General features: G+C 51.1%; 12 protein-coding genes. 5 read left to right on the top strand and 7 right to left on the bottom strand.

The window, feature by feature from the left end:
* The first annotated feature begins 69 nt into the window (after positions 1-69).
* A complete protein-coding gene (locus ACQ4M4_RS14710) occupies positions 70-552 on the top strand; it encodes a cupin domain-containing protein (RefSeq protein ID WP_430685251.1) in 483 nt (160 codons plus the stop codon).
* 13 nt (positions 553-565) lie between these two features.
* On the opposite strand, the gene ACQ4M4_RS14705 is transcribed toward ACQ4M4_RS14710, so the two are convergent.
* A complete protein-coding gene (locus tag ACQ4M4_RS14705) occupies positions 566-1474 on the bottom strand; it encodes an SDR family oxidoreductase (RefSeq protein ID WP_430685250.1) in 909 nt (302 codons plus the stop codon).
* A gap of 716 nt (positions 1475-2190) precedes the next feature.
* Here ACQ4M4_RS14705 and ACQ4M4_RS14700 point away from each other — a divergent pair.
* The 4 genes from ACQ4M4_RS14700 to ACQ4M4_RS14685 are packed head-to-tail and all read left to right on the top strand — an operon-like array spanning position 2191 to position 3931.
* Positions 2191-2805 (top strand): dihydrofolate reductase family protein, encoded by a 615-nt coding sequence (locus tag ACQ4M4_RS14700; RefSeq protein WP_430685249.1) that lies wholly within the window; start codon positions 2191-2193, stop codon positions 2803-2805.
* 31 nt (positions 2806-2836) lie between these two features.
* On the top strand, positions 2837-3331 hold the full coding sequence (locus ACQ4M4_RS14695) for a DUF1772 domain-containing protein (protein ID WP_430685248.1): 495 nt from the start codon (positions 2837-2839) through the stop codon (positions 3329-3331).
* Positions 3332-3355: 24 nt separating this feature from the next.
* On the top strand, positions 3356-3730 hold the full coding sequence (locus ACQ4M4_RS14690; RefSeq protein WP_430685247.1) for a nuclear transport factor 2 family protein: 375 nt from the start codon (positions 3356-3358) through the stop codon (positions 3728-3730).
* A 9-nt stretch (positions 3731-3739) separates the two neighbouring features.
* On the top strand, positions 3740-3931 hold the full coding sequence (locus tag ACQ4M4_RS14685) for an NAD-dependent epimerase/dehydratase family protein (protein ID WP_430685271.1): 192 nt from the start codon (positions 3740-3742) through the stop codon (positions 3929-3931).
* A 74-nt stretch (positions 3932-4005) separates the two neighbouring features.
* Here the strand turns inward: ACQ4M4_RS14685 and ACQ4M4_RS14680 are convergent, their stop codons facing one another.
* From ACQ4M4_RS14680 to ACQ4M4_RS14655, 6 genes are all read right to left on the bottom strand, one after another.
* A complete protein-coding gene (locus ACQ4M4_RS14680) occupies positions 4006-7731 on the bottom strand; it encodes a tetratricopeptide repeat protein (protein WP_430685246.1) in 3726 nt (1241 codons plus the stop codon).
* A 99-nt stretch (positions 7732-7830) separates the two neighbouring features.
* The gene (locus ACQ4M4_RS14675) at positions 7831-8814 is read right to left on the bottom strand and encodes a hypothetical protein (protein WP_430685245.1); all 984 of its coding nucleotides are present in this window, start codon (positions 8812-8814) and stop codon (positions 7831-7833) included.
* 338 nt (positions 8815-9152) lie between these two features.
* Positions 9153-11642 (bottom strand): CHASE2 domain-containing protein, encoded by a 2490-nt coding sequence (locus tag ACQ4M4_RS14670; protein ID WP_430685244.1) that lies wholly within the window; start codon positions 11640-11642, stop codon positions 9153-9155.
* A gap of 5 nt (positions 11643-11647) precedes the next feature.
* Positions 11648-12853 carry a DUF1822 family protein gene (locus ACQ4M4_RS14665; protein ID WP_430685243.1) on the bottom strand — a complete coding sequence of 402 codons (1206 nt, stop codon included), beginning with the start codon at positions 12851-12853 and terminating at the stop codon, positions 11648-11650.
* A 5-nt stretch (positions 12854-12858) separates the two neighbouring features.
* The gene (locus ACQ4M4_RS14660; RefSeq protein WP_430685242.1) at positions 12859-14346 is read right to left on the bottom strand and encodes a hypothetical protein; all 1488 of its coding nucleotides are present in this window, start codon (positions 14344-14346) and stop codon (positions 12859-12861) included.
* Between the two features lie 219 nt (positions 14347-14565).
* Positions 14566-17577 carry a CHAT domain-containing protein gene (locus ACQ4M4_RS14655; RefSeq protein WP_430685241.1) on the bottom strand — a complete coding sequence of 1004 codons (3012 nt, stop codon included), beginning with the start codon at positions 17575-17577 and terminating at the stop codon, positions 14566-14568.
* Positions 17578-17607 lie beyond the last annotated feature (30 nt).

The raw sequence follows: 17607 nt of genomic DNA, 5'->3' as shown, positions 1-17607 counted from the left end.
GCACTCCATGATGCCGCAGCAGTGCGGCATCATGGAGTGGTCACCCTTTTACGATGAGGGAGTATCATCATGACCGAGCAACACCCTTTGTTGATTCGAGCCGAACAGATTCTGTCAAACCTGCACAGCTTTTCCCATCCCTGGAACCCAAACTCAGAGCTAGCAGGCGCTCAACTTGGAAAGATGGTTGGGCTTCAGCGCGCAGGAATTAACTTCATCAGGGTCCCACCAGGCAAGGAATCATTCATCTTCCATTCTCACCATCGAGAAGAGGAATGGATTTATATCCTATCGGGCCATGGCGTAGCAGAAATTGATGACGCAGAATTTGAGGTGCATCCAGGAGACTTCATGGGCTTTCCTACGCCTTCAGTCGCTCACCATTTGAGAAATACTGGGAATGAGGATCTGGTCTATTTGTCAGGTGGAGAAAATCTGGATATTGAAATTGCCGAATTTCCACGTTTGAAGAAGCGCATGATTCGGCAGGAGGGTGCGATCGATATCTATGATTTCTCCGATGCGAAACCCTTTGGGCCTCTAGAGACATAAGCTCGTGGCAACCTCATCGGTAGCCAGTAGCATCAGCGGGTTTACCCATCTCTGTTACTTCCTGAATGTAGCGCCAAGCATCCGGTTGCGAACCATCCAGATCGGTAAACCCATAAATTTTGGCAAGCTGGCCACTGGAAAGAGACTGACCATTCCAACGAGCCACATCTGGATCGCTCGCCAAATGGGCAACGGCACGCCCAACATAATGGGGCGTCTCGGAAATAATGAAATGAGGTTCTTTGGCGATCGCATCTTGCCAGTTGGCTTCGCCCACCCCAAAACCATCGAGCATCATTTCTGAGCGCAGCCAACCTGGAGTTAGACACACCGCCGTACAATAATGCGGTTGAAGCTCCTGCGCCAACGCCCACGCCATGCGAATAATTGCATTCTTCGCGAGGTCATACATTACCGCTTGGCGATAGTGCCCATGGTTATAATCTGCTGTTCCATCGGTGAGTTCAACAACGAGGCCCCCAGGTTTTTGAATTAGCAGCGGTAGAGCGAAGTGGCTGGTAATGAGATGCGTATCAATCGCCAACCGTAATAGACGCAATCCTCGCTCTAAATCAACGTCCCAAATAGGTTTATCAAACTCTGCGAAGTGTTCTGCTCCAATATCATTGACCAAAATATCCAACGTCCCTTGTTCTTGCTCAACCCGAGTAATGAGCGATCGCACCTGTTCTGGGTCTAAATGATCCACTTGAACCGCAATACCCTGCCCACCAGCTTGAGTCACCAGCTCTGCGGTTTCTTCGATCGTTTCTGGACGGTTGTAGTCTGACTGTTGAGTGCGAGTTGTGCGTCCTGTCACGTAGACCGTTGCTCCAGCTGCACCTAGTTCGGTTGCAATGCCTCGACCTGCTCCACGAGTGCCTCCCGCAACGATCGCAATCTTATCCTTCAAGGGTTGCATTACGGTTCTTCTCCCATGGCATAAGCACAACATCTAAGCACAACATCGAGGCAACTGCACAACATGAACTGGAATCATTTCAGTGAGAGAAGAACACAAACCCACACTAGGTTCTCTCTCTATTGAAAAGAAACCAAACAAGCCATTTTTGCGAACGATAAAGTGATGGACAGTACAGGAATCGAATTAAAAAGTTTAAACGCATTAAATATAGGCAATACTTTCTCAAATCGCTCTCACAATTGACTTCACCCAACGAGGTGAGAACGCAATTTCTCTATCTATTGATAGATTTTTGCGTGAATCACTTCAGCAACAGATCTCAAGAATGTGGTATTGGCGCAAGAATCAGATAGCGAGGAGATAGAGATTTTCCTCATCTAAAAATATCTCAAGCAATCAACCTGTGACTTAGGAGGAACAGATGGCCCAGGCACGCCACATGAATGCCAGTCTGCGCAGAAAGCGGTCTCATTCTTATCGCATGGCTCGTGAGTTTACCCAGCAGTGGCAGCAGCTTAGCAGGGTCGAGCCCATACTTGTCACACGATCAATAAGCGAGCCGCTGAATGCATAGTGTTACACCATCTATTTAGAACTACATCTGAACTTACGCATTGGTGTTATGGGTAGGGTGCGAAGCACCCTACCCATAACACCAAAACACCAGATTTAGTGGGCTTGCGTAAGTCCTGTACATATTGAAGGAGGATCATATGGCTGAGTTAACCATGACCGCGTTTCTATCACTGGATGGTGTGATGCAAGCACCAGGAGGCCCCGAAGAAGATACGTCTGGCAATTTTCCCTACGGAGGTTGGCTTGTTCCCCATGCAGATGAGGATATGGGGCAAGTCATGGACAAAATATTTGAGAAGGCACAGGCATTTTTATTCGGGCGAGTTACCTACGACATTTTTGCAGCCTACTGGCCCAATTTCCCCGACCCAGAGGATCTGGTTGCCAGTAAGCTAAACTCATTGCCCAAATTTGTTGCCTCTCGCTCCAAAACATCATTTGACTGGAAGGGAACTTCACTGATTCAAGATGTTGCAAAAGAGGTTGCCGAGCTCAAACAGCAGTTCTCGGGTGAAATTCAGGTACATGGAAGCTGTAACCTGGCGCAAACGTTGATGAATCATAATTTGATTGATGAATATCGCTTCTTAATTTTTCCAGTCATTCTAGGCACGGGAAAGCGGCTGTTCGACAATGTTGAGGTGCCCTTTACTCTGCGCCTCATTCGCTCCAGCACGACCAGTCAAGGTACTGTCGTTTGCGTATACCGTCCTGCGGGTTCCCTGGAAACAGGTTCGTTTGCGCTGGAATAATCTCTACTCAACCTAAAACTGGGTGATGGTCATGTTTGAACTGCTCAATTTCCCGTTAAAACTGATTGCAGCCCTTGGCTGTGGGTTAATTGCTGGGGTGTTTTTTGCCTTCTCAACCTTTGTCATGAAGGCTCTGGCTCAACAGCCTCCGGCACAAGGAATTGCCACAATGCAATCCATCAACGTTACAGTGATTAACCTCTGGTTTATGCTTGCATTTTTGGGTACGAGTGTTGTTTGTCTAGTTTTCATGGTTTCTTCACTGTTTCAATGGCAGCAATCCGGTAGTGCTTATTTGCTTGTGGGTGCTTTGTTCTACTTGCTGGGGTGTTTTGGCGTGACAATGGTATTTAATGTTCCGCTTAATAATGCACTCGCTGTTGCCGATCCCAATAGTACGGAGGGTGCAAATCTTTGGGCTAGATACCTGACGGACTGGACGTTTTGGAATCATATTCGGGCGATCGCCGCATTCATTGCAGCAGCTTTATTGACAGTGGCACTCAATCCTCCATCCAAACTATAGAGTTTAATGAGGCAACATCATTCAATGGAAAACAACTTAATTGAAGAGATGGAAGAGAGATTACGACAAGCAATGCTCAACAGTGATATTGCTGTGTTGGATGATCTGATTGCGGATGATTTAGTCTGGACAATGCACACAGGGTTTGTGAGCAACAAAGAACACGATCTGGAAGCCCATCGTTCTGGAATCTTTCGATTTACAAAGTTGGATATTCGCGATCGCCAAATTCATTCTTTTAGCCAGGATTGTGTTGTCGTTGTCTTAAAAGCAGACATTGAGGGAACCCTAAATGATCAAGTCTTTTCTGAAGTTTATCGATTCACTCGCGTCTGGTTACAGCGCAACCATCGTTGGCAAATTGTTGCAGGGCATGTCAGCCAAATTGTCCCCCTTTGATCCTCTGTCATAAACATTCTTACAATCGGGGCAACAAGTTTTGTTGGTTCCCATGTTACTCGTCAATTAATCGAACAAGGGCATCAAGTTGCCCTATTTCACCGAGGCAAGACCTCTAACAGTGATTTAGATTCACTCGTTCATTTCTACAGCACACACGACCAATTAAGTACCTCGACACCATTAAAAACTAGGCTCTAAAACCCTGTACTGCCCACATAGCAAGCGATACAGGATTTTAGGATTTTAGGCTAGTTCCTTAGATGTTTGGATCTCTACAGGCCATTGCCAATGATGATGAAGGACGACCAATAGTAGGGATGGGCCAATGCTGACGTTTCAATTTGCTGCTGTACAGATGGATCCTCTACTAGCACTGTTGCACTCCGGCTGTCGTCATTTTGCAGGGCAGAATCACCCTGTAATAGCCGTAGTTGAGCTTGTTGCAGGGCTTGGGCGATCGCAACTGACTCTTCCTGGTTATCATGCGCCAGTGCCTGATAAAACTGCTGCATTAATGTGCTAGTTGCAGCATCATTTACTTGCCATAGCGACGCTACAACCGTATTCGCTCCCGCATCCACAAATGCTTGCGCAATGCTTGAGACTTCTCGTCCATCTGGCAGTTCTACGCCATTAGCTTGAGCATCAATCATTGACCAGTCATCTTGTCCCAATCCAGTTTCGCAAGCCGAAAGTACCACCAAACTCACATCGGCAAAGAGTTGGCGATCGAGCCGCAGATTAGAAATTCGCCACGGTTCTTTCGTTCCCAAAATCAAGAAAGAGGCATCCAGGCTGACCGGATCAAACTTGCCGTGGGTCGCAATGTGCAAAATTTGGTGGCCTGGTGCATTCAAGATAGCCGATTCATTAAACTGCCGATTGAGTCGGGTGGAGCCCGGGTAAATGCCCTGAACCGTCCGTCCATCTGCTTGTTGCACAATGCTGCTGATTTCGTCGGGCACATGATCTAGCGCCGAAAACCCAGGAAGGCCGGCTGCAGGATTTGCTGGCACCGCCTCGGAAAGTCCCAATGCCAGCACTGAAATCTCTTCTGGATTTGCAGAAAGGGGGCGATCGCGATTGGTGAGACTCGCGCCATTGATGGTGGAAACGGTGTAGTTTTCAATCAAGTAATTTTGACCATCAAACAGGGCAGCCATGGAAATGTAGCGCAGCGATTGATCCAGAGCAAACACCAAATTTTGGGTTTGGTTGTTGCGTAGCTCGGCCTCCAGCAAATCGGGAAATAGCCAGTTGTAGAGCCGCTGCGATACGGTTTGAATCGCAGCAATATCGGCCTCAGTTCGGCATGATCTTTGCTCACACTGCCGCATCAGGCGGCGAAACTCCAGCACCGCCGCATCAATATCTGCTTTGCCAACGGGCACCTCAATCGAATTAGCAATGCCTGCTTCGGTAATCCACAGTATCCACAGTTTGTCTTGCAACACAACGGGATAGATCAACACAGTGCTGGGTTGAGCATTCACAATATCCTGCCCAATATTGGTGAGTTGTCGCACGTCTACAATGGAGTCGCCATTCGCAATCCGGCGGCGCACTTCTGCCGAAAACTCGGCTACTTTGGCATCGAACTCGATGGTTAATGCCCGACGCTGAGTTTGCAAATCTTGCCAGCGAGGGCTTTGGCGACAGGTTGCATCTTGCTGGCAATCGTTGACCTGTTGGCCGAAGGCGATAATGCTGTCGTACTGCTGCACAATTTCGGCTTCGAGCGGGCTCAGGGTTACTTGGCGGGTGGTGGCATCGAGCACTTGCCCACGAGTATATTCTCGAATTTCCTGAACTTTTAGCAGTTCCAAGACTTGTTCTGCTTCTAGCAATCGCCCTTGAGCCAGCAGCAAATCGGCCAGACGGCGATAGGTGCCAGCTATGGTATCCGTGTAGGAGTTTTGCAACTCGCGATCGAGCGCAGTTAGTTGACCGCGAATTGACTCATACATATTCACAGCCTGCTTTAAGAACGTAATGGCCAACTCTGGCTGATCTTGAGCACCGAGGACATCACCCAGATTTCCAAGAACCATAGCCTCGCCAGCGCGATCGCCAATTTCACGCAAAATGACTAGGGCTTGCTGATAATAGTCTGCGGCCTGCGGGTAATTGCCCAAGTAGCGGTGGGCTCCGCCAGCATTGTTCAGCGTGTTGCCTTCCCCATTGCGATCGCCAATTTCACGTCGAATGCTTAAGGCTTGCTGATAATAGACCAATGCCTGCGAGTAATCGCCCAGGTAGTGGTAGACTAGGCCGATGTTGTTGAGCGTGTTGCTTTCACCACTGCGATCGCCAATTTCACGTCGAATACTCAAGGCTTGCTGATAATAGCTCAATGCCTGCGAGTAATCCCCCAATTTTCTGTATACCAATCCAATATTATTGAGCGTAGTCCCCTCCCCATTGCGATCGCCAATTTCCGAGAAGATCCTCAATGCTTGCTGATACCAGGTCAATGACTGTGAAAAATCACCCAGATAGTTATAGGTCAAGCCAATGTTGTTCAGCGTGGTTCCTTCCCCATTGCGATCGTTAATTTGCTGGAGAATGACCAGAGCTTGCTGATAATAGTCCAATGCCTGTGGATAGTTATCCAAGTAATAGTAGACTAAGCCTATATTATTGAGCGTAATGCCCTCACCATTGCGATCGCCCATTTCGCGGCGGATGCTTAAGGCTTGTTGATAATAGTTCGATGCCTGCGAGTAATCTCCCTGGCTGCGGTAAACGACGCCAATGTTGTTGAGCGTGACACCTTCACCGCGGCGATCGCCAACCTCACGCCGAATCAGGAGGGATTGCTGATAGTAGTTTAATGCTTGTGGATAATCTCCCTGATCGCCATAAACTAAGCCAATGTTGTTGAGCGTGACACCTTCACCACGTCGATCGCCAACCTCACGCTGAATTAGGAGGGATTGCTGATAGTAGTTTAGGGCTTGCGGATAATCTCCCTGCTTGCTGTAAACCTCGCCAATATTGTTCAGCGCGATTCCTTCACTATTGCGATCGCCCACCTCACGGAAGCTGACGAGAGCTTGATGGTGGCCGTCTAATGCTTGCGGATAATTTCCCAATTGATAGTAGAGCATGCTCATGTTGTTGAGCGTTACGCCTTCACCACGGCGATCGCCAATTTCACGGCGAATGTTTAAGGCTTGTTGATAGTGATTTAAGGCTTGTTGGTAATCTTCTAAATCTGTATAAACGGAGCCCATGTTGTTGAAGGTAATCCCTTCACCCCGGCGATTACCAATTGCACGATGACGACTTAAGGCTTGTTGATAATAGTTCAAGGCTTGCGCGTAATTTCTTAAGCCAGAGTAGGCTAAACCCATGTTATTGAACGTCGTCCCTTCACCACGGCGATCGCCAATTTCTTGGTAAATGGCCACTGCTTGTTCGTATAGTCTTAATGCAGACTGGTATTCCCCACGATTGGCTTGCTGACGGCCCTGTTGATATAGCGACCTTGCTTGGGCTTGGCGCTGTGCCACATCACTAAACCTAGGCTCAGTGCCTTGCAACACCGTTAACATATACTTGCCGTTGCTTTGGGCGCTGGAGGCACCTGCTGCAATGGCGTATGTTCCAGTGGTCGGAAGCGTGATGGTCATCACAGCATTCCCATTCCCATCCCCAAAAGTGTGATCGTCGTCATTCTGACCCATTCGCTCTATTTGCGGATTCAGCAGCGTTAAATTGGGATCAAATTCCAAACTTTCCATCACAATGGTAACGGTTTGCCCCGATTGCCCTTCAAATTGGTGGATGTCGTACAGACTGTTGTTGTCTGGAAATCTTAAATCACCGTCTTCTAATACGCCTTCTACCTGCAACAGCGGAGCGGCGGTTTGTGCTGAGGCGGCTTGTGCCAGCAGTAAAGAAGGCTCTGCAATCGCAGATTGGGGACGCAGTGCAGCAGCAGAGACAAGAACAGTGCTTGTAAACAAGCAAAGCAATTTAACCGGGTAATGCATAGGGGCTTGGGGGTGAATGTAGGGGCAACATCAGTCTGTAGTTGGGATTAGACCGAGCTGATGCATGGTCGAGAGAGTTTAGATTTAAGCCAGGTGGATTTACCAGCGGGGCATGAGTAAAAGCTGATATTCTCCGCGATCCTGGGCAGTTGCAGCCTGTACCCGAATGAGGTAGTTTCCAGGTTGAGACAATGTGATTGCTTCGGTCAACTTGCCCTCACTGCTCGTCCAGGTTTGGATGAGTTCTGCTGGCTCGGTAGAAGTGGGATCGGTGGGCGATCGCAGGATGGAAATTTGGGTGCCAAAGGATGGATTTTGCACTTCAATTTCCAGCGATTGGGCCTGATCGAGCGTGAAGCTGTGATCCCGATAGGGTTTGCCATCGGCAGTTGTTGTGGAGTGGCTAGACGAGAAAAATCCAGCCGTGTTGATCAACGGACAAACAGATCCAATCGTGTTGCTTTGAAACTGATTCCAATCCCTCCCCGATAGGGCACTGAGCGATCGCAGCTCTTGCCAAAACTCTGACCACAGTTGCTGACCCGCAAAATAGTTGGCGCGTTGGGTTGTCACAGCCTCACTGGTGATGTCTCCAGGCGCGATCGCTGCTTCGAGCTGCTGCAACTCAGCCGCAATGCGATCGCGCTCTGGCGCATCCATTACCCAAAAGCGAACAATATTGGGGCTGAAGTCTCCATAAAAAACCCACATCTCATAAGTGGCTCCGGGCTGAAGCGGCTCCGATACCTGTACCTGATATACCGGACTCTTGCCAACGGTATCTAGATTGGCAATTTGCTGTTGGGCAGTGATAGATTGCTGCCATACGGGTTGGCGTGACCCGACAGAATACACGTGCACCTGGGTGGCGACTCCCTGCCATACCAACGTTGGTTGCGTGCTCCACACCCAATTCGTTCCCGTATCGGTCGTAGCCAAGGGAGCGATCGCACAAAAGTCATCGCCTCTGGATGTGGCATCTTTAGGAGGGCGTGGCGGCGGGCTGCGAAATCGGCCCTGCCAAAACGATGCCTGAGCGGGCTGAGTTAGTGCGCCCCAAGTGAGGGCAAGAGCTAGCACCATCCCCCCTGAAATCATCCCCCCTGAAATCATCACCCCTGAAACCATCACCCCTGACGCCATAGCCCCCGAAAGCATTCGCTTGGCAGGTTGATGCAGCAAGCAAAACCAATTTTTAGAATGCAAATTTACCATCACAGACCTCATCACGAATCAAGTTTGAACACACTAAAGTGATATCGAAAAGTGCGAATTCCACCAAATGGCGATCGCATTACAGATCACACCGCGTACAAAAAATCGACAACTTCAAGTAAACCTTTGAGCCTTACCAACACATGAATGGTGGCATCAATGAAGATTCATCGAATATTTTTCATCGGATATTTTCTAGAACTCGTTTAAGAACGTTTTTGGGATAGGAGCCACGGAGTTGCGTAAAGCCACATCGTAACCATGGGCAGCAGGATCGGTAATGCAATTGCTGCTGAAGAAACAAACAGCTGAAAGCTGACCAGAGTATATAGAAGATTGCCACCCAGGAGGATAAAGCAACCCTGGCGCCGACTGGTCATCCGCCATTCCAACATGCTCAGGGCATACTTGGTGGCAATCGCCACTGCCAAAATCATCCACGCATCGGGAATTGGCGTCACAAAGCGTCCCTTCCAAAAGTGATGAAACATATAGGCATGTAGTTCACCAGCCGGCAACGTTTCTCGCAAATCGGGTGGATCTTGCTGATTGCGCCAGTAGCGCAGAGCCGCAGGCAGCTTTAAATTATCCTCACCCTCTCCTTCGACGCCAGCCTGGGCATAGCCACCGGGTACGATCATGACAGCCCAAGTGGGTGCATAATTCAGTACATCCGGCAGGTTCGCAACATTCAGTAACTGCCAGGCAGAAACCTTGCGAAAGACGCGCCCAGGCGGCAGCGAAAAATCCACAATTGGATGCAACCACATTTGCTGGAAACTGTAGCTGAGTTGGGTTACGAAGCCAAGCCGGATGGGCTCCGCAGGTTGAATTTCTGGATTAATTTGCTGCCGATAAAGCTGGGCAACTTGATAGGAAAACGGCTGGATTGCCTCAGTTTTTTGGTCCTCTTCCTCGGGCATGCTCACCGGAGCATGATAGGTTTGCGAGTTGGCACCGCCATAGAACCGCACATCTCCTGATAGGCTCCCTACAATGTTGCGAAACGGTGCGATCGCTTGTAGCCATTGAGAGGAGTGACTATCTTCGCGAATACTGGCAAATACAAAGCGTGTTTTGGCTGTGATAGCAGCCTCCTGCAAAGCAGCCGCCAACTCAGCATCATCCATCGGTTGTGGGCGATCGAGCAAATAATCGATCCCAATCACCGCTGCGTTGGAGGCCGAGAGTTGCCTCACCAGTTGCGCCAAATACGTGCGATCCATCGGCCAGGGATTGTCGATTTGCGCCCGCCGAATGGACTCGGGATCAACTTGCACCATCAGCACTGGAGGGGCTTCGGTTGCGTCTTGCCGAGTCAGATTGCGATATTGAGCCTGCAGCAGCAAGCGCTGCCCCAGTAGCCAATCTTGCACCCCCAAGGGCCAGCTCAAGGCAATAAGGGCCGCTACCGTTGCCACTTCGTGTAGCTTGGGCTTGAGCCTGGGTGGCATCGGCAGAACAAAGGGTTGGGCCTCTGGATGGCAGAAAAAAGAAGGCACCAGATAGGCCGAAGGGTAGGTGATATCTTTTTCCACCTTCAGGTAGTTCGACGCTTGCACCAGAGCCTGGTGAACATTGTGACGGGATTCTAGCGCCTGCAAAAACTGCACCAAAAATTCCTGTGCAACCCGGTTGTGGATGGGTTCGCGCATAATGGCAACCTGGCTAAAGCCGAGGTCGATCAGGGCTTCTGCGATGTCGAGGCCCTTGCAGGAGTTGAATAGGGCAAACTGGAGCCCCCGTTCGATGGCGATCGCTAGCTGGGGTGCAATTTGGCTAATTTGAATTGAAGCTTTGGGCGCAATGATTAGCTCACCGCCTGCCAGCGGAGCTTCGTTGCTGTGGCCTGCAAAAAACAAGACATCCCAGCCACGGGAATCGGTGAGTGCTTGTTTAATCTCTGTTTCCAGCACTTCTAGGGATGAGCCTTCCCGCCAACCAATGACGCGAAAATCATCTTTACGAAAGTGCGATCGCAACAACTGCTCATCGGTTTGCAAGTCCAGCTTCTCGTCATGCCCCACAACGATCAAAATGCGGGCACGGCGGCGCGGCTTGTGAGCCACCCGGGAGCGGCGAATGGTAGACGCCGTACGAATGACGCGAATTTTGCGGGTTGCAAATTCTAGATCGAGGCTCCATGTTTCCCAAGGCAATCGCGCCAAATCCAACGGATCGCAGGTAATGAACAAATTCACAGGTGCCGCATTCACAGAATTGGATACGTTGGATGATTTGGCCACTTGGGCGATCGCCATTCGAATGTCGTACAGTTCCTCTTGCCGTAGCCAGCGGTGAAACCCATCCACAAGCTGTCGTTCACTTTTACCCAACTCCGATTGCCAATTGGTGGGGGGTGCAGATACATTGCCGCTACCCCCACCCTTGCCCCGAAACGAAGTCTGCTCCACAATCGGCGATATGGATGGCGCTATGGGGACTGGCCCGCTAGTGGTGCTCTGCCCGCTCTGCCCGACTGCACTCTGCCTATCAATCATCGTCCCGGTTTTCTTAAGCGGTACATGAATGGTGCGATAGAAGTTGAGATAATGGTTTTGCCATGTGGTGTACAGTTGCTTCAGCTCTGGCGGAAACTGAATTGTTGCTGCCACGCGCTGCCCCTGTCCCCACGACAGTTCAAACAAGCAGGATTGCTCGATCTGTTGTACTCGCAGGTAAATCTTCGTTTCCAAGATGCTTACTCCCGCTCAAAGCTGAAGGGCGGCAACGTGGTTGAAGCTCCATTGGGGAGCTGCAATGTTGCCCAAAATTGCTCATGAAGTTCTCCAATCACACAAGCATACAGGTAATCCTGAGATGGCTCCGAGAGGGATGTTGATTCTAAAACTTGGTCTGCATCACGCACCGTAAGCTGAATTCCCGGTGGCAACATCGCAGTAGCCTGAGCCCCTAAAAATAACAGGAGACACCAAGTTGGTGTGTTGTCTGTTACTTCTTCCCAGGCCACAACATACATGCGCAATGGCAGGGCATCCCATTGAAAATCGCGGTAGGCACCACGGGCATGGGCCGGTAGCTCAATTTTTTTCTGCTGAATAAATGTGGTTAATAGGGCATCAAACTGTTCTACGGGCGATGCGTTGCTAAATCGATCGGAAAGTAAGCCTGGGTTGAGCGATGGCGCTGGCAGCAGCACCCAAGATAGTTCCTGCGCAACATGATCCAGTTGGTTATTCAGCCATGCACCAACGTTCATGGCCTGCTGTGCCAAGTTTTGAACGAGAGAAGAAGCGGTTTGGGTTGGGGTAGATTGTGCTTGACTGGGTAGGGCGATCGCTCCCGGATGGGCACAGCGCAAGAGCAATAACAGCGACTCGGGCGCTGGGTCAAACCAGCTCAACGGCACGAGGTAATTCTGCTCCTCATCAACGTCTAACGCTGAAACCTGCTGGTGCTGAAGTAGCTGATCGTGTCGCAAATACCCATACACCCGAACCTCATTGAATTCTTCCATCACTTCCATCAACACAAAGATGTGAGGTGGAGAATTCGATCCTGTTGATGCGTTTAGGATGGATTGAGGAATGGCGATCGCACCATCATCCACGATCTCAATCATGGTTAAACACACTTGAAAATCATCAACCTGAACACGCTGCAAAGATGTTACGGCATCTGCAATGGGGATGCTCAGGGTAGGCAACGGTTCAACGCCTGAAAGCCAATCGCTATGGAGATTGAGATCTGGTGAGTTTTTTTTCAGCCATTGTGCAAAACCAATGAGTGCCAGGGCATTTAGGTAGGTTTGCCAACGCTGGGCCTCGGTCGGAGCAGATTGGCCAAGGGCAACTGCCCAATCGACCTGAGCGGGTGTAAGGCTAAGGCCATCCGGTTCCAAAAAACCAATGAGATCTGAGTCTTGATCAAGAATGTAGTGTGCCACAGTGCTTACTCTGAATAGGGATGAAGGTAATTACAAAGGCGATCGGCAAAGATCGTTTTGGGCGTGGATGAGGGGATACAGGGATCGGTCAGATTTGGTGGCGCGCTGCTGGGGGTGCGCTTGCCATAATTTGCAGCCTGGTCTGCTTCCAAAATTTTGTCGATCTCCTGCCCCAGCAATTCTTCAAGTTGCTGGTCAAGGGTGTGTAGCCGAGTCACCAAACCGGCATCCGTTTGTACCAATTCATGCAGGCGATCGCCCAACGATTGCAACATCCGGTGCCGTACAGTTGCCCGCAGCGATTTCAAATTCAGTAGCCGTGCCACTTGAAATTGCTGTTTTAGCTCCACCAGCGGCGCAATTTTTCCCATCGCAATCTGCTGGCAATAGAACAAGCACAATGCTTTGAGAAATGCCGCATCAGTTGGCTTGCGGCGCTGGCGATGATACTCCAATTGGCTGTGAATACTGTGATGTAGAGCCTCTTCCAGACACGTTTGAAAAACCTGACGGTAATCCTTTAGGAATGTTTGCATTCGCCGATAGGTGTCACCTTCTTCGAGTTCGGGCCTGGAAAGGGCACCACTATTCCTAGCAATTTCGTAATCGAGCTGATCGGGCATCTCTGACTGATTGATCGAAACCATTTTGGGAAAGTAGGCATGACGGACGACTTGAGCCAGGTCTTTCAGCATTTTGAGGACGGCATCGCAGGGGCGAGCTGTTGCCGATTCTGGGGATAGGTAACTGGCGATTTCCGTTAACTGTTGCGGTGTTGGGGGCAGGCAGCGTACGCGGGAGCCGCCGCGCTTTTGAGATAGGCGATCGCGCCGATACACCGTATGAAACGCTTCCAGCAACTCACAAGCCGATTGCACCGCAGGCGCAGTGGTTGGCAAGTTATAGACACCGCTGAGCAGTTTGGCAAGACGCTGAGCCGTGAGTCTGTTGTCATTGAGCAGTGCCCAATCACTCATTAATCGCACACCACAGCTCAACAGAAATTGGTTCACGTCTGGATGAGACACGACTTTGCGCCGAGTCCAGGTACTCAGCTCTGCCTTGGCTGGGTCAAAACTTTGCACAATTTTGCTCGCAAAAGGATGATAGCCACTGGCCGGCTCTGTTAAACCAAACGGAATTAATTGTCCTTGCCGATCTGTTGCAACATCATCCATCACTAGCACCAGCAAGTCGTGACGGCCAAACCCTGCACGTCCACCAAAATTAGTGGCGAGATTGGCACAAACTAAATCAATTTGATGAGAAACAAAGCACCGCAAGCAACTTTCGGCTAACGTTGCCGCTTCGGGGTTGAGCTTGTCTTGCATCACTTGCATCAAATACCGCTGAATCACCGCATTGGGTGCATCTGGCTCTTGTTCAAGCAGTTGATCTTTGAGAAATGTCTTTGCGGAGGCAATTTCAACAATTTGGCGATCGCCGCGCATGGTCAGTCGCACTTGGGTCCAATAACGCTCAAGATTTGACATGGCTACCTCATGCAAGAGGACAGAAGGGCAGAGGGGCAGTGACCCTGATTCACAAGCATGAACCTCCTGGGTAATTCAGCAACAAGGGCTTAAGGGGGCAGGCGATCGCAACCATCGGCCAAACACGACTTCGGTTTCGCATCACCAAGCTCACATAATCCGCCGCGCGACGAGATATGCACAACGGTTATGCACAAGGGGCATCATAGACCCTCAAGATCACAAACCCTCCATCAGTTCCCACTCACCCGAAAACACAAACGACGCCCAATAGTATGGATCGCGAAACGCATTGGTTTGCAATAGCTCTAGCTGCACATTCCGTAGAGCCTCGCTGCGCCCCTCACCACGCTTCAGCCGTTCGTAATACATCGTCATCAGTTGAGCCGTGCCAGAATCACTTACCTTCCACAGGCTCATCATCTGGCTTTCGGCTCCAGCAATAGCAAAGGCCCGCCGCAGCCCGTATACACCCTCACCATTGACCACCGCGCCCACGCCAGTCTCGCAGGCACTCATCACCACCAGTTGGGTGCCACGCAGCCGCAGTTGTGCCACCTCAGCTGCCGTCAGCACGCCATCTTCGCCTGCACTCTGGCGATTGTTGAACCCGGCCAAAGCCAGCCCAGAGCGCAACAGCGGATTTTCGAGATTACGGGCAGTGGGACGGCAGACCCGGGTGATGGGCAGTGTGGACTCCACCTGCACCGTCGCGCCGCGTGTGTCTGGGGCGGCGGCGCATTCCACGTCCTCTAGAAAAAAGCCATGGGTAGCAATGTGCAGCAGGTTGGGGCCATTTGCCTGCTTGAGGGCGTTTTCAGTAGCGGCGGATTCGGTGAGCACGATGGCGCGACTGAACAGGGGCGAAATGGCCCGCAGCTCGTCTGCAGTACCCGGCAGTGGGTCATATTTCAGGTCAAAATCAACTGAGCGCTGGGAGGTGCCGCGAGTGGCGCTGGCAACCTGTGTGGCAGCCGTGGCATCCGCTGTGTTGTAGTTAGGATTGCCAAACAGCAGCGGCGGCTGTCGGCTGGGGGCAGTGTTTTGCAACCGCAGAAGATCGCGCCCGCTGCTGAGATGCGTCAGCAGGTAGCGTTCCACCAAATATTTCCCCTGCTCATCCACCAGAGCGGCAAAGGGAATGAGGTTGAGCTGGCTATCGGGTGACAGCAGCAGGTGCGTCGCCTGCCCAAGCAGCGGACGGATAGGCTGCATCAGCTGGGTATCAAGGGCGCGCCCCAAGTCTTGAACATCGGCATTGCGCGATCGCAGCGCTTCCCGAAACCGCACCGCCAGCTCATCCATGGCGGCAGCCTCGCCCAGGTCTACCCACTGTGGCTCTCCCTGAGAATGCAGCACATAGGCAGCATAGCGCCAGTTGCCCCACTGCTCACCCGGTTCCGCCGCTGCATGAAACAGTTGATAGCGCACCAGTTCCACTAGTGCGGCATCGTTCGGAATCTGCGCCTGCACCGCAGCAATTTCCACGGGCTGGGTTTCGACCCGAAACTCAGCGCTGCGGCGAGCGAGCTGGCTTTCTAACTCTGTTGCCCGCTGCTCCAGCGCATCCAAGTTGGTGCGATATTGCTCTGGTGTTTGATTGTCCAGGCTGCCATAGAGCAAGGTTGCCCGTTGGCTCTGCACACTGGAAAACTCATCCAGCAAGGCTTGATCTGGCGGCGTCAGGTTTTCCCGCAGCCGTTGGAAGGAATCAGTAACTGCATCCAGCACGCGGCCCTTGCGCCGCAGAACCGTGGTGAGGGCAAGGTGAGCCGCCTCAGGGTTTGTCGGCGCAGATTGCAGATGTAGAGAGAGCGCAAAATCTGTCGTACCTGAGATAGTCGCAACGTAGGCTTGCTTTTGTGCCTCCGAGCCAATCGCCAGATTCAGCTCCAGATTGGTTTCCTGAATTGTCATGCTGCGTTGAAGTGATGCGAGGCTTTGAGGTAAGTTGCCCTGTGCTTGATGAAGCACTGCCAGATTGTTGAGGTTGGAGGCAATGGTGGGATGATTCGCAGGTAGGGACTGTTCATAAATAGCCAGCGATCGCCCATAAGTTTCTTCTGCGTCAGCGTAACGCCTCTGGTCTTGATACAGCACTGCCAAACCGTTAAGGCTGTTAGCAATATGAGGATGATTCGCAGGTAAGGATTGCTCTCGGATGGCGATCGCTCGCGTGAAGTGTTCTTCTGCTTCACCGTGGCGTCCTTGCAAGCGATACAACTCTGCCAGGTTGTTAAGGCTGGTGGCAATATCAGGGTGGTTCGCAGGTAGGGACTGTTCAGAAATAGCAAGCGATCGCCGATAGTTCTCTTCCGCGTCAGCGTAACGACTCTGGACTCGATACAGCGATGCCAGGTTATGCAGGCTGGTGGCCACAAAGGGATGATTGGAAGGCAAAGTCTGCTCTAAAATGGCAAGCGATCGCCTGAAGTTTTCTTCCGCTTCCCTGTAGCGTCCCTGCAACAGATACAGTTCTGCCAGGCTACCAAGACCGACACCAATACGAAAATGATTTGCAGGTAAAGTCTGCTCAAAAATAGCAAGCGATCGTCGATACAAAGGTTCCGCTTCATCGTAATATCCCTGCTCTCTATACAGAGATGCCAGGTTATTGAGGCTGGTGGCAATATCAGAATGATTTGCCGGTAAGAACTGCTCTCGAATGGCAAGCGATCGTTGCGCTAAGGGTAGGGCTTCTGCATACCGTCCATCCCGCAATGCCTGCAATACTTGCTGATTGAGTTGGGTCGCTTCCGATAGAATTGCTACCCGGCGAATGTTTTCGGCTGTTGCCTCGCGGCGGCTAAGCGTGTAGTCGCCCGTTGCACTCGCACCCCAGGAATTGGCCAAAATCTCATAGGTTCCAGTAGCAGGCAAAGTCAGCACCAGTTGAGCGTTGCTGCCGCTGCTGCCATTATCGTTTTCTGCAATTTTGTTGCCCAATGGATCGAACAAGATCAGATATGTATCGAAATCTGGGCTGACCATTTCAATCAGCACATTCTGCCCTGCCACTCCCTCGAACGTGTGGACGTTGTAGTAGCTGCCGTCTTCCATCGTTTGGCTGCGCTCGTCCAGCCGAGCATGAACCGTCGTGGGCTGGGAGTTGTCTATCGTCGGCGAGGCGGCAAGGGGCACGGAAGCAGACAAGCAGGGCGATGCAGGTGCTGCCAGTGCAAACGCTGTAAGAGCGGTTACGACAAGCAGTTTCGGCGTTGGGGAGCGCATGGTTTGACCAGAGAACGGTGAATGCCTCTC

This window comes from Leptolyngbya sp. AN02str (genome assembly GCF_050565595.1).
Lineage (GTDB): Bacteria > Cyanobacteriota > Cyanobacteriia > Elainellales > Elainellaceae > Kaiparowitsia.
Note: the sequence above shows the minus strand (reverse complement) of the source record. Positions and strands in the feature narration are given on the sequence as shown.

What these genes read in the sequence shown, in the direction of transcription:
- ACQ4M4_RS14710 (WP_430685251.1), top strand. Translation starts at nt 70, where the DNA reads ATGACCGAGCAACACCCTTTGTTGATTCGAGCCGAACAGATTCTGTCA.
- ACQ4M4_RS14705 (WP_430685250.1), bottom strand. Translation starts at nt 1,474, where the DNA reads ATGCAACCCTTGAAGGATAAGATTGCGATCGTTGCGGGAGGCACTCGT.
- ACQ4M4_RS14700 (WP_430685249.1), top strand. Translation starts at nt 2,191, where the DNA reads ATGGCTGAGTTAACCATGACCGCGTTTCTATCACTGGATGGTGTGATG.
- ACQ4M4_RS14695 (WP_430685248.1), top strand. Translation starts at nt 2,837, where the DNA reads ATGTTTGAACTGCTCAATTTCCCGTTAAAACTGATTGCAGCCCTTGGC.
- ACQ4M4_RS14690 (WP_430685247.1), top strand. Translation starts at nt 3,356, where the DNA reads ATGGAAAACAACTTAATTGAAGAGATGGAAGAGAGATTACGACAAGCA.
- ACQ4M4_RS14680 (WP_430685246.1), bottom strand. Translation starts at nt 7,731, where the DNA reads ATGCATTACCCGGTTAAATTGCTTTGCTTGTTTACAAGCACTGTTCTT.
- ACQ4M4_RS14675 (WP_430685245.1), bottom strand. Translation starts at nt 8,814, where the DNA reads ATGGTGCTAGCTCTTGCCCTCACTTGGGGCGCACTAACTCAGCCCGCT.
- ACQ4M4_RS14660 (WP_430685242.1), bottom strand. Translation starts at nt 14,346, where the DNA reads ATGTCAAATCTTGAGCGTTATTGGACCCAAGTGCGACTGACCATGCGC.
- ACQ4M4_RS14655 (WP_430685241.1), bottom strand. Translation starts at nt 17,577, where the DNA reads ATGCGCTCCCCAACGCCGAAACTGCTTGTCGTAACCGCTCTTACAGCG.